The organism is Janthinobacterium algoris (assembly GCF_051380935.1).
Taxonomy (GTDB): domain Bacteria; phylum Pseudomonadota; class Gammaproteobacteria; order Burkholderiales; family Burkholderiaceae_D; genus Janthinobacterium.
In genome coordinates this window covers 19932-36263 of the sequence record NZ_JBNYXZ010000011.1, presented here as the reverse complement: position 1 = coordinate 36263, position 16332 = coordinate 19932, and the positions used below count along the sequence as shown (strand labels likewise).

General features: G+C 60.0%; 8 protein-coding genes. 3 read left to right on the top strand and 5 right to left on the bottom strand.

Annotated features, from left to right (window positions below):
* Positions 1-25: 25 nt before the first annotated feature.
* Genes ACQ4W7_RS17100 through ACQ4W7_RS17080 form a run of 5 tightly spaced genes read right to left on the bottom strand, consistent with a single transcriptional unit; the run spans position 26 to position 6661 of the window.
* On the bottom strand, positions 26-988 hold the full coding sequence (locus ACQ4W7_RS17100) for a VTT domain-containing protein (protein WP_436531964.1): 963 nt from the start codon (positions 986-988) through the stop codon (positions 26-28).
* Between the two features lie 27 nt (positions 989-1015).
* Positions 1016-2707: an ABC transporter ATP-binding protein gene (locus tag ACQ4W7_RS17095; RefSeq protein WP_436531962.1), complete on the bottom strand. Its 1692-nt coding sequence runs from the start codon at positions 2705-2707 to the stop codon at positions 1016-1018.
* A 9-nt stretch (positions 2708-2716) separates the two neighbouring features.
* Entirely contained in the window at positions 2717-3832 is a 1116-nt protein-coding gene (locus tag ACQ4W7_RS17090) for an ABC transporter permease (protein ID WP_436531960.1), read from the bottom strand.
* A gap of 9 nt (positions 3833-3841) precedes the next feature.
* A complete protein-coding gene (locus tag ACQ4W7_RS17085; protein ID WP_034782513.1) occupies positions 3842-4780 on the bottom strand; it encodes an ABC transporter permease in 939 nt (312 codons plus the stop codon).
* A 39-nt stretch (positions 4781-4819) separates the two neighbouring features.
* Positions 4820-6661 carry an ABC transporter substrate-binding protein gene (locus ACQ4W7_RS17080; RefSeq protein WP_426074309.1) on the bottom strand — a complete coding sequence of 614 codons (1842 nt, stop codon included), beginning with the start codon at positions 6659-6661 and terminating at the stop codon, positions 4820-4822.
* 621 nt (positions 6662-7282) lie between these two features.
* Here ACQ4W7_RS17080 and ACQ4W7_RS17075 point away from each other — a divergent pair.
* The 3 genes from ACQ4W7_RS17075 (at position 7283) to ACQ4W7_RS17065 (ending at position 16302) form a co-directional block, all read left to right on the top strand.
* Positions 7283-10069 (top strand): TonB-dependent receptor, encoded by a 2787-nt coding sequence (locus ACQ4W7_RS17075; RefSeq protein WP_436531957.1) that lies wholly within the window; start codon positions 7283-7285, stop codon positions 10067-10069.
* Positions 10070-10428: 359 nt separating this feature from the next.
* Positions 10429-13098, top strand: coding sequence for a TonB-dependent receptor (locus ACQ4W7_RS17070; protein WP_436531955.1), 2670 nt, complete (start codon positions 10429-10431; stop codon positions 13096-13098).
* Between the two features lie 357 nt (positions 13099-13455).
* Positions 13456-16302 carry a TonB-dependent receptor gene (locus ACQ4W7_RS17065; protein WP_436531953.1) on the top strand — a complete coding sequence of 949 codons (2847 nt, stop codon included), beginning with the start codon at positions 13456-13458 and terminating at the stop codon, positions 16300-16302.
* The last annotated feature ends 30 nt before the right edge of the window (positions 16303-16332 follow it).

Below are 16332 nucleotides of genomic sequence, written 5' to 3'. Positions count from 1 at the left end.
CTTGGCGCGCAGCATGCAACGGTGATCAAGACGGCAAGCCTTCGCCCAATAGGCTGGCGGGCGCCGGCAGGTCGGAGCGGTAGGCGGCATTCCACGCATCGAGGCCGCCATGCAGGGGCTTGGCGCGGTGAAAGCCGTGCTGGTGCAGCAGCTTGGCCACTTGCGCGGCAGTCACGTCGTTGGGGCAGCTGCAATACACGATGATGTGGCGGTCCTTGTCCATGGCGATCATGGCCGGCACCGGTTCCTTGCCATTGAAGAACAAGGCGCCCGGCACGGCCGGTTCCAAAGACTGCGCCGTGGCGCTGCGCGCGTCGACCATCAGCGGCTCCTCGCCCTGTTCGATCAGGTCCAGCAATTCATCGATGCCGATGCGCTCGATCTGCAAGGCCTGGCGGAAACGCCGGCGTTCAAGGAATTTGTACAGCAGGAACAAGCCCAGCAAGGTGGCCAGCATCAGCAAGGCGGTGCTGCCCATGGTGCTGAGCAAGTCGAGCACCTGCTGCACGCTGGCGTGAAAGATCACGCCGACCACGATGCCGGTGCCGCTCCACAGCAAGGCACCCAGGCCCGCATATAGGAAGAACAAGCTCGGTGGGGTGCCCAGCGCGCCGGACATCGGTGCGGCCACCGTGTTAAATCCTGGCACGAACTTGGAGACGATCAGGGCTTTCGGCCCCCAGCGCTTGAATTTATCTTCCGTCTGACTGACGCAGTAATCGGGCGACAGCGAGATGCGGCACAGCAGCCGCAGGATGCGCTTGCCGAAATGCCGGCCCGCGCGGAACCACGTGAAGTCGCTGATCAGGCAGGCGCCCAGCGCGGCGGCCAGCACCAGCCCCCCATTCATGTCGCCGTCGACCACCAGCGCCCCCGCCACCACAAGGATGGGGAAGGCGGGAATCGGCAGGCCGAGCTGCTCCACCAGTACGATGCCAAAGACAATCAGGACACCGTAATGTTCGAGCAGGTAAATGAGGTTGGGCATGGGCGCTATCTTACCGTAAAAGCGAATTTAAGCCTGGACGCCTTTCGGGATAGCGCTCAACAAGGTGCGCGTGTATGGATGCACAGGATTGCGGTACAGCTCATCCGAATCGGCCAGTTCCACCACTTGCCCCTTGTGCATCACCATCACCTGGTCGGCGATGTATTTGACGACGGACAAATCGTGCGAGATGAAGATGTAGGACAAGCCGAATTCATCCTGCAAGTCCTGCAACAAATTGAGCACCTGCGCCTGCACCGACACATCGAGCGCCGACACGGATTCGTCGCACACGAGGATTTCCGGCTGCATGGTGAGGCAGCGGGCAATCGCAATGCGCTGGCGTTGACCGCCGGAGAACTCGTGCGGGTAGCGATGAAAAGCCTGCTCCGGCAAGCCGACTTTGTCGAGCAGCCAGTAGGCCTTGGCGATGCGTTCCTGGTCGTTCGCGCCGATCTTGTGGATGCGCATCGGTTCGAGCAAAATCTGCCCCACCGTAAAGCGGGGATTCAAGGAGGCATACGGATTCTGGAAGATGATCTGGATGCGGCGCTTATACGGCAAATACTCTTTGTTCGGCATGGCAATCAGGTCCTTGCCGTGGAACATGGCCGTGCCGCCCGTGGCCTGGTGCAGGCGCAGCAGGGTCAAGCCCACCGTCGTCTTGCCGGAACCGGATTCGCCCACCACGCCCAGGGTCTTGCCGCGCGGCAGGGTAAATGACACATCCTTGACGGCCTGGAATTCGCGCTTGCCGAACAGGCCTACACGCGTATAAAAGCTCTTGCTCAGATTATTCACCACCAGCACGGGTTCATCGCCCGGCGTGTAGCCGCGCGTGCGCTGTTTCACTTCCACGCCGGGGCCGGCCTTGCCTTCCAGATAGTCGGCAATGACGGGCAGGCGCCACGGGCGCTCGTCCAGCGACGGGCGGCAATGCAGCAGGGCTTTGGTATAAGCGTCGGTCGGCGCTTCAAACACCTGGCGCACTTCCCCCGTCTCGCGCACTTCGCCATGGCGCATGACGATCACCTGGTCGGCAATTTCACCCACCAGGCCCAGGTCGTGGGTAATGAACAGCACGGACATTTGATGTTTCTTTTGCAGCGCCGCGATCAAGTCCATGATCTGCTTTTGAATCGTCACGTCCAGCGCCGTCGTCGGCTCGTCGGCGATCAGCAGTTTCGGTTCGCAGGCAATCGCCATGGCGATCATCACGCGCTGCTGCTGGCCGCCCGACATCTGGCTCGGGTAAGCGTCGATCTTGGTGGCGGGATCGGGAATGCCCACTTCCTCAAGCAGCGCCAAGGTGCGCGCCCGCGCCTGCTTGCGGTTCATGCCCATGTGCTGGCGCAACACTTCGGCGATCTGGAATCCGACCGTAAACACGGGGTTCAGCGACGACATCGGCTCCTGGAAGATCATCGAGATATCCTTGCCGCAGATGGTGCGCCGCTCGGCAATCGACAATTGGAGCAAGTCGCGCCCGCCGAAGTGGATGCTCGATCCGGGGGCTATGATGGTGTTATCCGGCGGCAACAAGCCCATCACGGCCAGCGAGCTGACGGACTTGCCGCTGCCCGACTCACCCACCAGCGCGACGGTGCTGTTGCGCGGCACGTTGAACGAGATGCCCTTGACGGCTTCGAACGTGGTCTTCTTGTCCAGGCGGAAGGTGACGCGCAGATCGCGCACTTCCAACAGGTTATTCTGGTCCATGAGCAACTCCTATTTCACTTTGGGGTCGAGCGCATCGCGCAAGGCATCGGTAAACAGCGAGAACGCCGTCACCAGCACGGCCATCGCCGTGGCGGCGGCCGTCAGCTGCCACCATTTGCCCAGGATCAGTTCATTTTGTGCCTCGTTGAGCATGCTGCCCCACGAAACGGTGCCCACCGGCACGCCAAAGCCGAGGAAACTCAAAATCACTTCGGCCTTGATAAAGCCCACCACAAGGATGGACATTTGCACCAAAGCCACGTGGCTCACATTCGGGAAGATGTGCGAAAACATCTTGCGCCAGTGCGAGGCGCCGATGGCGTCGGCCGCCATCACGTATTCGCGCGCCTTGTGCTTGATGTACTCGGCGCGGATCAAGCGGTATGGCCCCGTCCAGCCAGTCAGCCCCAGGATCAGCACGATGGTCAGCACGCCCTTTTGCTGCAGCACGGCCGCCACCGTCAAGATCATCAGGATCGATGGAATCGACGTGAAAATACTGTAGAACCAGTTGAAAAAGTCATCGACGATGCCGCCGAAGTAGCCGGACACGGCGCCAAACAGCGTGCCCAGCACCACGGCCAGCAAGGCTGCCACCAGGCCAACCACGATCGACGTTTCGCCGCCCTTGATGGTTTTCTGGACGATGTCATGACCCCACTTGTCGGCGCCGAACGGTAGCGTTGCCGCCTTGTGCGTGACGAGTTTCCTGGCCTTGCCCATGCCGGAGCGCAAGGCCGTCAAGTCGTCGGCCAGCGGGTCGGTGACGCCGTACATTTCCACGCCGGCAGAAGGATTGCTGCCCATCTGGGCGCGCAGTTCGGCGATATCGTCGGCCAGCGGGTCCAGCACGTTGACATGTGTGGGCGCGCTGCGCTCGTCCGGCAAGGGAATCGCGCCATCACCGGACGCGGACGCGTCCTTGTCGGCGCCCACAAACGTGGGCGGCGCATAGCTGACGGCCACTTCATCTTCCCAGTTCAAGGCCACCAGGCCGCTGGCGGACGCCAGCACCAGCAGGAAAAACGCGCCGACTATGGCCAGCGATACCATTGCAATCTTGTCGCCGCGCAAACGGCGCCACGCCAGGGCCCACAGGCCGGGCGATGTATGAGGTTTCGACATCGTCTCTTTCTACTTCAGTTGAACGCGAGGATCGACCGCCTGGTACAACAGGTCGGTGAGCAGGTTGAAGAGCATGGTGGCGGCGGCGACATACACGGTGATCGCCTTGATCACCGGAAAATCGCTGCGCTCGACGGCCAGAATCACTTCGCGCCCGATGCCGGGGATGCCGAAAAAGCGTTCCAGCAGGAAAGCGCCGATCAGCAGGGCCGGCAAGTTCGACATCACATAGGTAATGATGGGAATGCCGGCGTTGCGCAGCACGTGCACCCACATGATGCGGCCTTCCTTCAAGCCCTTGGCGCGCGCGGTGCGCACGTAATCCTGGTTCGCCTCGTCCAGCACGAAGGTGCGGAACAGGCGCAGGGTCGGTGCGATCGACACGGCCAGGCCGATCAAAATCGGCAGGGTCGAATAGCGCAGCAGGTTTTCCCAGAAGCTGTCGCCCCAGCCTTGCACGGGGAACAGGCCCAGCTTGTAGGCAAAGCCATACTGGAAGACGATGATGTAGACGAGGATGGAAATCGACATGCCCACCGTGCAGGCGATCATGACGGCGCGGTCCGTCAGCGAGCCTCGCACGAAGGCGATGGCCAGCGCCAGCGCTACGCCAAAAAACGTTTCCAGCACGGTCAGCGGGATCAGCACCATCATCGACGGCCCCAGGCGCGAAGTGATGATGTGCGACACGGATTCCCCCGTCGCCCAGCTCTGGCCGAAGTCAAAGGTGACGATCTGCTTGATGAAGATCCACAGTTGCACGTAGTACGGCTGGTCGACACCGAGCTGGCGGCGGATGTTGGCAATGCTTTCCGCACTCGACATCTTGCCGGCCAGGATGTAGGCGGGATCGCCGCCCACCCAGTTGAACAGGATAAACACCAACAGGACGACACCCAGCATGGTGGGCAGCATCTGCCACAAGCGGCGCAGGATATAAGCAAACATAATGATTCCTTGTTGTATATGTTGTTATAAGCGCTGCGCTTATTTCTTAGCCGAGTCAGCAGCAGGCGCCACTGGCGTGCCGGTGCTGTCGATATCCATGTACGCCCATTCCTGGAACAGGATCGGGTGCTTCTTGTAGCCTTGCACCGACTTTTGCGCCAGCATGTTGCGGTAGCGCGCATAGCCGATCAGGGCGCCCGCATTGACTTCCAGGCGGCGCGCCATCTTGTGGAACAGCTCATCGCGCTCGGGGCTGGCCGGCATGGCCTGGCTGGCCGCGTACCATTTATCGTACTCGGGATCCTGGTAGCAGCCATTGTTGTTCTGGTGCGTGTTCGGGCCGTAGAACAGCTGCATGAAGTTGTCGCCGTCCGGATAGTCGGCCAGCCACGGCGCCGTGCGCGTCTGCATCTTGCACTGCTTTTCCGTTTTTAAAATATCGGAAAAAATCATGCGGTCGTTTTCCATGCGGATGCCCAGCGAGTTGTACGTCTTGCGCCACATTTCCGCTTGCAGCACGCCGTTCGCTTCGTTGCGCGAAGCGTAGCGGATCAGTAGCGGCTTGCCGTCAGGCAGGGTACGCCAGCCATCGGCGCCCTTCTTGTAGCCGAATTTATCCAGCAGTTTATTGGCCAGCACAGGATCGTATTGCAGCAGGCTCTTGTAGTGCGGGTCGTAGCCGACCACGCCCGGCGGTATCGGATAGTCGAGGCGCTTGGCCTGGCCATTCCAGATGATGCGGATTTCTTCATCGATATTGTGCGCCATGGCAATCGCGCGGCGCAGGGCAATCTTTTCCTTGCTGAAGCCGCCCAGGGTGGGATCTTCCATATTCCAGTAGTAATAGCTGATTTCCGGGTCCAGCAGGCGCGACAGTTGCACGCCCTTCTCCGCCAGCTCGGGACGCAGCTTGCCGTTCAGCAATGCCTTCGGCGCCAGTGGGCCGTCGAGCCAGAACACATCCGTGCCGCCGCTCTGGAAAGACAGCCAGCGCGACTGATCTTCGATCATCACGGAAATTTCGATGCGGTCGATGGCGGGAATGCGTTTACCCTGCATCTGGCGCACGATGCGCTGGTCGTCCGGGTCGTCGCCGGCCATGAAATTCCACGTTTCCGGTAAATGCTGCGGGTTGCGATTCAGGACGATGCGGTTGCCGCGCGTCCATTCCCCCAAGGTGTAATAGCCGGTGCCGATGGGATTCGAGCCCACTTCGCCCTTCACATCGCCGTATTTGTCCACCACTTCGCGCGCCACGGCGGCCGTCGGCACGTAGGCAAGGATCATGGGGAAATTGAAATCGGTCTTGGTCAACGTGATGCGCAAGGTGTACGGGTCGAGGATTTCCAGACCGGCCACCTTCTTGTTGAAATCGAGCTTGTTCGACTTGGCCGCTTCCTTCGCCAGGTCGTCCAGCCCGACCACCTTGCCTTCGAACAGCCAATTGTGCGGCGAAGCCAGGCGTGGGTCGAACAAGCGCTTCCACGAATAGACGTAATCGGCCATCGTCAGTTCGCGGCGCTTGCCGCCGAACGCGGCATCGGGCGTAAACAGTATGCCTTTTTTCAGGCGGATGGTGTAGGTCTTGCCGTCGGCCGACACTTCCGGCATGGCGGCCGCAGCTCCGGGCACCACCTTGACGGGGCGCGCCAGGTAATCATAGGTGTACAGCGTGTCGAAGACGGCCTGCGTGATGTGGTTCGAATACAGGTCGCGCGAGGTAGCCGGATCGAAACCCGTCTCGGCGGCCGGCAAGATATAGCGCAAGGTTTTCACCGGCGCGGCCGCAGGGGCTGCATCCGCAGCAACGGCAGTGGCCGCCAGCGGCAGGGTGGCCAGACAGGCGAGCAGCGCCACGCGCCGCATCCATGGTGACTTCATGTAATACCCTTCATCTCGATTATCTGTCGCACCGTATTGGTGCGCTTGTACTGGTTTCCCCCTGGGATACAGGATTCCACCGCCAAAACCAGTCCATCCTCGCAAGATCTATGCCTTGTTAGCAGCCAGCCGCGTCGGTGGTTTGACGAGCTGGAAAACGCGTAACGATAACGCATATTTTGCATGCCGGGCGAAAAGCTGCGGTACTTCTGGCGTGCGCGGCAACAACCAGCCGCGTCACGGGAGAAATCTTCCGCACCGCAACATCGCCTGGACAATGCGGCGCAAAAGCGCATTAGTAGAAACCCTTACATCCGTGAATGAGCGCACTTTTTATTGTCGAGCGGAAAACGCTTAGCGCACCGCAATATTTAAATAATTGCCAATATTGAAATATTCGAACATTATCAAAAACACTGTTGTTTCCATCCCGAAATGTCACATTTGCGCGTTGACAAGGTTTCTCGGCAAGTGGTCTTATCAAGCACGGCAACGCACAGTATGCCGTTCATCCCACAGCGATTGCCGACGCAGCAATCTTTTTTAGACTAGCGAGGTTGTGTCGCAAACCGGCCAGCCGAACTTACTTTCGGAGTTTTGAGAATGATGATGGAAACAGTGATGTCCCGCTCCGTACGCCTGATCTTTTCGGGTAGCGTAGCAGCGCTCAGCCTTGGCATGATGGCTGCGCCGGCAATGGCGCAAGATGCCAATGTACAACGTGTGGAAATTACAGGCTCGAGCATCAAACGGGCCACGGCCGAGACCGCATCGCCGGTACAGGTCATCACCCGCGACGACTTGATGAAATCGGGCAAGGCCACCGTCGCCGAATACCTGCAAACCCTCACCGCCGATGGCGCCGGCTCGCTGCCGACGGGCTTCGGCAATGGTTTTGCCGCCGGCTCTACGGCCATCTCACTGCGCGGCCTGGGCGCCACCTCGACCCTGGTCTTGCTCAATGGCCGCCGTATGGCCCCGTTCGCGCGCGCCGATGACGGCCAGAAGAGCTTTACCGATCTCTCCACCGTGCCGATGCAGATCGTCGAGCGCATCGAAATTCTCAAGGATGGCGCCTCTTCCACGTATGGCGCGGACGCCATCGCCGGCGTCGTCAACATCATCTTGCGCAAGGATTTCGAAGGACTGACCCTGAAGGGCGACACGGGCATCTCCGGCGACAGCGACGCCAAGCAGCACCGCGCCTCGCTAACCTTTGGCAAGGGCAACCTGGACACGGATAAATTCAACTTCGTCGTCAATGCCGAGTACAGCAAATCAGACATGCTGATGAACAATGAGCGGGCCGGCCGCAAATGGATAGGCAAGGCTGACCTGCGTCCGTATGGCTATGCGATCAACACCCAGTTCGCCGGTGGCTACATCAACGGCAACAACGATGCGAATGCCTCGCCAGCAGGCCTGATCCGCGACCCTGTCACCAACAACTATGTCTCCCTGCCCGGCTGCTCTACCTTGTCCGTGTCTTCGCCGCAAGATCCGAAGGGTGGCTGCCTGTGGCACCACGACCAGTTCCGCTCGATGCAGCCGAAGATCGAATCGGTCAACCTGTACACGCGCGGCACCTGGCAAGTCAATGCTGACACTCAGGTGTACGCGGAAGCGGGCTACTCGAAGCGCGATACGGCCTTCACCCTGATACCGCCATCGGTCACGCCGACCATCGCCTTCCCGCCGAATGCCACCAGCCCGACTGGCGTCGTCAACTACGGCTCCGGCGCCGGCACCACCATTGTGCTGGCCGCCAACCATCCGCAAAATCCGTACGGCGTGCCGGTGCGCGTGCGCTACCAGGCTTTCGACGTCGGCGCCAGCACGCGCCAGGCCAACAATGAGTTCAACCGCATCGTGCTCGGTGTCAAGGGCAACGCCATGGGTTGGGACTACGATGCCGGCTATACCCATTCGGAATCGAAGCTGCACCTCGATTACAGCAACATGCTGAACATGGCCGTCGTCAAGGCTGCCCTGGGCGATTCCAGTCCGAGCAGCAAGTATTTCCCCTACTACATCGGTGCGCAGGCGGGCAAGAATCCCGCCTCGTTGTATGCTGCCATGGTGACCAACGCCACCTCCGACTCCACAACCAAGCTCGACATCATCGACTTCAAGGCCTCGCGCGAACTGATGCAGCTGCCTGGTGGCGCCATGGGCCTGGCCGTGGGGGCAGAACACCGCCGCGACAAGCTCGACAACCCATCGTTGTCGGGCACGGAAAACGGTTCCATCAACTCCAGCTATGTCGCCGCCAAGGGCGACAGCAAGGTCTCGGCCGTATTCATGGAAGTGCTGGCACCTGTCTTCAAAACGGTGGAACTGTCGGGTGCCTTGCGTTACGACAAATACGACCGTTTCTCGTCGACCACGCCAAAACTGGGCGCCAAGTGGACGCCACTGAAAACCTTCGCCGTGCGTGGCACGTATTCGGAAGGCTTCCGCGCACCGGGCCCGGCCGAAAGCAACGCCAATTCGCAATCGACGGGCACCTCGACCGTGAGCGATCCCGTGCGCTGCCCGGGCGGCACCCGCCTGCCGGGCGCCAATGCCAGCGACTGCGAACTGCAAGTGGCGGCCGTCAAGATTGGCGACCCTAGCCTGAAGCCGGAAAAATCCAAGGGCTACACCTTGGGCCTGGTATGGGATCCGTTCAACGATACCAGCCTGTCTCTCGATGGCTGGAAGATCAAGCGTGAAAACGAGATCAACCCGCTGCCGTACAACGAGGCGGCCGCCCTGCCGACCGCCATCCGCGCCGACAACAACCTGACCATCAACGGCGTCGTCACGCCGAACACGGGCACCTTGTTGATCACCAAGGCACCGTACCGCAACTCCAGCTTTACGGAGATCAAGGGTATCGACCTGGACGTCAAGCAGCGCGTGCGCCTGGGCGATTACGGCCGCGCCACGTTCGGCCTGACCTGGACCCACATCGCCTCGTGGGTGCGGGCCGAGTCGGCCACCGTGCGCTACCAGTTCGCTGGCACGCATGGCAATTGCGATACCTCCAACTGCGCCGGCACGCCGAAGGACAAGATCAATCTCACCGGCTCGTGGGACCTGGGCAACTGGAACGTCAGCGGCGTGCTGAACTACCGTTCGGACATGAAGAACATCCTCTTTGAAGGCAAGCCTTGCGCCTCCAAACTGGCCAACGGCACGCCGGCGCCGAACGGTTGCAAGCTGGCCTCGTTCACCACGCTCGACCTGTCGAGCCGTTGGAATGTTAACAAACAGCTGCAACTGTTTGCCTCGATCAACAACGTGACCGACAAGATCGCCCCGCTCGACCCGCTGACCTACGGCGGCATGAGCTACAACCCGATGGATGCCAGCGGCGCCATCGGCCGCTACTTCAAACTGGGCGCCAGCTACAAGTTCTTCTAAATCCCAGCGCAGGCTGCCAAGCGCAACCTGCGCATCCGGCAGGCACAAGTCACTATCGCCATGCCAGCCACACCAACGCCCGTTGCACTGCAGCGGGCGTTTTTTATTTTACGCCCGAGGGCGATGGCAGCCCTGTCAAAAATGCTGCACAAAATACACCTTCTTTGTTCTAAATCAGTACCACTGATGCACTGCGTTGTTTAGGCACACAAACCTGTGTGCCATATTGACAAGGACTTTTGCAGCTTATTACAGTGGATCGGTTGAAAAGATATAAATACTTTTTAATGTTCTCGGTGCGCCAACCGGCGCGGCCGTTCTTGCCCTTTTAGCCAACCGCTTTTCCAGGAGTCTTGAACATGATCAGAGAAACACGCTTGTCCAGTTCCATCCGTTTGATCTGCGCCAGCGGGCTCGCCGCCAGCCTGCTCAGCCAGCAAGTGATGGCGCAAGAAGTCAGCGGCACGAGCAGCATGCAACGCGTCGAAGTCACCGGTTCCTCCATCAAGCGCCTCGTCTCGGAAACGGCCACGCCGCTGTCCATCTTCAAGGCCGAGGATTTTGCCAAACAGGGCCTGACCACGGCCCAGGAAGTGCTGAGCAAGATACCCTCGAATTCCTCCAGCATGGGCAGCGGCAATGCCGTCGGCGGCAATACCAGCGGCTTGCCCACGGGCGGCCAGGCCAGCGCCGACTTGCGCGGCCTGGGTGGCGACAAGACCCTGGTGCTGCTCAATGGCCGGCGCATCGCCAACCATCCGTATGACGGCGCCAGCGTCGACCTGAACATCATCCCCATCGCCGCGCTGGAGCGCGTCGAAGTGCTGCGCGACGGCGCCTCGGCTATCTATGGCACGGACGCCATCGGCGGCGTCATCAACTTCATCACCAAGCGCTCAGTGAATGTCACCAACATCACCGCCGAGGTCGTCATGCCCGAACACAAGGGCGGCGGCGAGCACCGCATCAACCTGTCGACGGGCTTCGGCAAGCTCGACACCGATGGCTACAATATTTTCGGCGTGGTCGATTACCACAAGCAAAATGTGCTGACCTCGCAAGACCGCGATTTCTCCAAGACCGGCATCATTCCCGAGCGGGGCCTGTCGCTCACCAGCGGCACCACCTTCCCCGGCAACTACTTCGATGCGGCGGCCAACGGCGGCAAGGGCCTGGCCGGCAATCCGTATGCGGCCACGGGCTGCAATCCGCCCCTGTCCGTGGCGGCTGCCAACGGCACCTGCCGCCAAGACTACACGCGGCAGATCGACGACCTGCCGGCGCAGGAGCAGGTGGCCTTCTTCGGCAAGGGCGCCTTCAAGCTGGGCGGCGGGCACCTGGCCACCATGGAATACCTGCATTCGGAAAACAAGGTCAAGGCGCGCACGGCGCCACCGCCGCAAACGGGCTTGATCTTGCCCATTAGCAGCAAATACTATCCAGGCAATGCGGGCGGCGTGCCGGCCCAGCCGGGTCTGTCCGGCCAGCCGCTGAGCGTCAACTGGCGCCCAGTGGAAGCGGGCCAGCGGCAGATCGATTCGGACGGCAAGGCGGACCGCCTGGTGCTGGCACTCGAAGGCGAGCTGGCGGGCTGGGACTACAAGACGGGCCTGAGCCATGCGATCAGCAAGTCATCCGAGAAATTTACGGGCGGCTATGTGCAGGATGCGTCGTTTGCCGCCGGCGTGCTGAACGGTATCCTGAATCCTTTTGGCATGCAGGACACGGCCGGCAAGGCTTACCTCGACAGCACCGCCCTGCGCGGCGAAGTGCAGAACGCCAAAGTCACCACGACGGGCTTCGACATCAAGGGCAGCCGCGAACTGATGCAGCTGGCCGGCGGCCCGCTGGCCATCGCGCTGGGCGGCGAACTGCGGCGCGAAAAGGCAGAATTCAACGTCAACCGCGATATCGCCAGCCAGGCTGCCAGTTCCGGCTTGTCCGGCTCGCTATCGAAGAGCGGCTCACGCACCATCCAGGCCGTCTTTGGCGAAGTCAACTTGCCGCTGATCAAGGACCTGGAAGTACAACTGGCCGCCCGCTTTGACCATTACAGCGACGTGGGCAGCACCACCAATCCCAAGCTGGCCCTGCGCTACCAGGCCAGCAGCGCGCTGGTACTGCGCGGTTCGGCCAGCACGGGCTTCCGCGCTCCCACCCTGTTTGAAAAGAATGCGCCGCCATCGAAGAACGATACCAACGATTCCTACGACGACCCCATCCTGTGCCCGGGCGGCGTGCCGCAGCCGGGCGCCAACCCCCTGCGCGATTGCGACTTGCAACAATTCAAGCTGCAAGGCGGAAATGAAAAGCTGAAACCAGAAAAATCCACCACCTTCGCTTTCGGCCTGGTGCTCGAACCCGTCAAGGAAGTGACGGTGGCCATCGATTACTGGAACATTCACCTGAAGAACAAGATTTCGTCCCTGCCCGAGCAATCGATCTACGGCAACTACGAAAAATACAAGGCCTTGTTCCTGCGCAATCCCGACGGCTCGCCTTTCGCCATTCTCGACCTGAACGACAACCTCGGCGAAGTGAAAACCGACGGCATCGACGTCAGCCTGAATGCCCGCCTGGGGCGCGGCGCCTACGGCGATTTCAGCGTGTCGGTGGACGGCACCTGGACCCACAAGTATGACTACCAGAACGAGCGCGGCGGCGAATTCATTGCCAACGTGGGCCGCTATGCGGACAACAATCCCGTGTTCCGCTGGAAACATACGGCGGCGTTGAACTGGCGCATGGGCAACTGGGGCGCCACCGTATCGCAATCGTTCAAGTCCGGCTACACGGACCAGAACCAAGTCGATCCGCAATACCGCCACGATGTGCCGTCCTACAGCCTGCTTGGCGTGTCGGGCAGCTATGCGTGGAAAGGCTTGCTGCTAACGGCCGGCGTGAAAAACCTGCTGGACAAGGAACCGCCGTTCTCGAACCAGGGCACCCTGTTCCAGAAAGGCTATGACCCGCGCTACACGGACCCGCTCGGGCGCGCCTACTACTTGCGTGGCAGCTATACGTTTTAAGGGAGATTGGCTGAAACAGAGATGAACAGGGCAGCGTCAACCAGCGTTTGCCAGCAGCACCAGAGACGGCGCCAGCAGCGATGCTGTGCGCCGTTTTATTTTACGCATCTGAGCACATCTGACAAGGGCTCACGATACTTTATTACTGAAGGATTATGAAAAAAACAGGAAAATGTTGCATTTCATCCAAAAAGTCCGCACGAAATTGACAATCTGAATCGTGAATGTTTTGATGGGGGCCGTGAAAATTTACAGAATTTTCATTGGTGGATTTTCAAAAAGGCAAATAAATTTTTGGTAAGCAACAAGTTATTTCAAAATAATTGCCGCCTTTATCACAATAACAAGGAATTTCAGATGATGATAGAAAATGTAATATCGCGGTCGCTGCGCCTGATGTTTGCAGGCGGCATGGCCCTGAGCATGCACGCCGCGTATGCACAAGAAACAACAGATGGCACCATGCAACGCGTGGAAGTCACGGGTTCGAGCATCAAGCGCATCGCTTCCGAAGCGTCGCTGCCGGTGCAGTCATTCAACCAGAAAGACATCAAGAAAACGGGCGTCACCACGGTGACCGATTTCATCCAGCAAATTCCTGCGATGCAGGGCTTCTCCGTGGCCGCCGATTCGGTTGGCGGCGGCGGCGGCGGCGTCACCACGGCCTCGATCCACGATATCGGTGCGGCCTACACACTGGTGCTGCTCAACGGCCGCCGCGTGGCGCCGTCCAATTCCGGCACCACCATCGACCTGAACTCGATTCCCCTGTCGGCCATCGAGCGCGTGGAAGTCCTGACGGACGGCGCCTCGGCACTGTATGGCGCCGACGCCATCGCCGGCGTGGTCAACTTCATCCTGAAAAAAGGCGCATCGCCGCTGGAAATCAATGCCAAGTACTCGCGTCCTGAAGAAAAAGGCGGCGCCAGCAACTCGATTTCGATCAGCAAGGGCTTCGGCGACATCGACGAAGACGGCTACAGCATCTTCGTGTCGGCCAGCCATGACGAACAAAAATCGCTGAAAGCATCGCAGCGCAGCTTCGCGAAAAGCGGCATCATCAATTTCAACGATCCGAAGACCGGCAAAGCGCTGCAATTCATCAACGGTTCCTCGCGCTCGGCACCGGGCAATGCCAGCGTCAACTACAACCGTACCGATGCGAACGGTAATGTGGTGATCAATCCAGAAACCAAAAAACCGTTTGTCGACAGCGTCAACCTGGCCAATCCGTATGCGCTGGCCCATGGCGGCAAGTGCGCGCCTAGCAATATGGACTTCTACGGCGACGGCAACTGCTATTTCGACTCGCCGTCGACCATTGAAATCAATCCGGAATCGAAGCGCGACTCGCTGTTCAGCTCGGGCACCGTCAAGCTGGGTAAGACCGGCTGGCAGGGCTTCTATGACTTCGCCTACACCGAGGCGAGCATCAAGGCCAGCATCGCGCCGTACCCGGCCGATTTCTCCATTTCCCCGAATTCGCCACTGTTCAGCAAGTACCTCGCCTCGCAGTTGACCCCGACGCAACTGGCCAATGCCGTGAGCGGTGTCGCCAAATACCGCCTGTCCGAAATGGGCAACCGCACCTACGACTATGGTACCAAGGCCACGCATATCGTTGCTGGTGTCGACGGCAATGCATTCGGCTGGGATATCAACACGGCCGTGACGTATTCGAAAAACAAGCAAACGCAGGACTACGTCAGCGGCTTCCCGCTGGCTGACAAGTTCAACGCCCAGATCGACGCCGGCAATATCGACCCGTTCGCCTACCCTGTGGGCGCCATGCCGGACGCCATGCGCCAGGCACTGCTGGGCACGGGCTTCAGCGGCACCTACAACACGCAAACGGTAGAAATGAAGGGCATCGACGGCCGCGCTTCGCGCCCTGTGTTCTCGCTGCCGGGCGGCACCGCCATGCTGGGCGTGGGTGCCGACTACCGCAACACCTCGTTCAAGATGCAACAGGCAGACGTCGCCAAGCAGGCGCAAATCCTGTTTGACAATCAACAAGTCGACAGCGAATACGCACGCGACAACGCGGGCGCATACGCCGAGCTGATGCTGCCGATTTCGAAGAAACTGGAAATGACGGGCTCGCTACGTTATGACCAGATCGGCGCCATCGATGACAAGTTGACGGGCAAGACGATAGGCAAGAAGGAAAACGCCACTACCTGGAAGGTCAGCGGCAAGTATTCCGCGACCAAGAGCCTGATGTTCCGCGCCGCTGCCGGCACCGGCTTCCGCGCCGCCAGCATGCAGGAAATCGCCGGCCCGCTGGAAGACTGGGGCGTCACCGGTGGTAACTACCAATGCCCGTTGACGGCAGCGAACGGCATGGGCGGCCACCCGCTGGCCGGCTACTGCAGTGGCGTTGTACGCCAGCAATTTGAAGCCTTCCAGGGCGGTAATCCTGATCTGAAGCCGGAAACGTCGAAGCAATGGAGTATCGGTACCGTGTTCGAGCCAATCGACAGCCTGTCGATGTCGTTCGACCTGTGGAACGTGGAAATCCGCGACCAGGTGACGGCGGTCTCGGAAGGCTTGATCTTCAACAATCCGGCCAAGTATGCCAACCTGTTCACCACCAAGCACATCAGCTCGACGGGCCTCGACGTACTGGCCATCAAACTGCTGCCGATTAACATCGGCAAGGTGGAAAACCGCGGTATCGACTACGACTTCACCCACAAGATGAAGCTGCTGGACGGCCGCCTGACGAGCCGCCTGATGGGTACCTACCTGCTGCGCTCGCGCTACACGACGCCAGGCACCGATGATCAATGGGAAACCAGCCTGAATCGCTACGGTTCGAACGACAAGGTCAGCTTCCGCAACATCATCCGCGCCACCACCTCGTATGAGACGGCCAAGTTCACGCATACGCTGAGCGCCAGCTACCGCAATGGCTACACGGACAAGGAACAGACGGTCGACGATTGCGCCGTGATCGTCGCCGGCAGCCCTGGCGAATGCTATGGCATCCAGCTGGAAGTGCCAAGCTACACCACCTTCGACTTCCAGACGGCTTACCGTCCGATGAAGAACGTGGAAATCACGGGCGGCATCCTGAACCTGTTCGACCGCAATCCGCCGTTCACCCTGCGTAACACGGGTTCGCATCAAGTGGGCTACAACCCATCGTACTCGAGCGCCCTGGGCCGCCAGTTCTACCTGAGCGGTTCCTACAAGTTCTAAGCTGATACGCAACTGATACCAGCTAAAAAC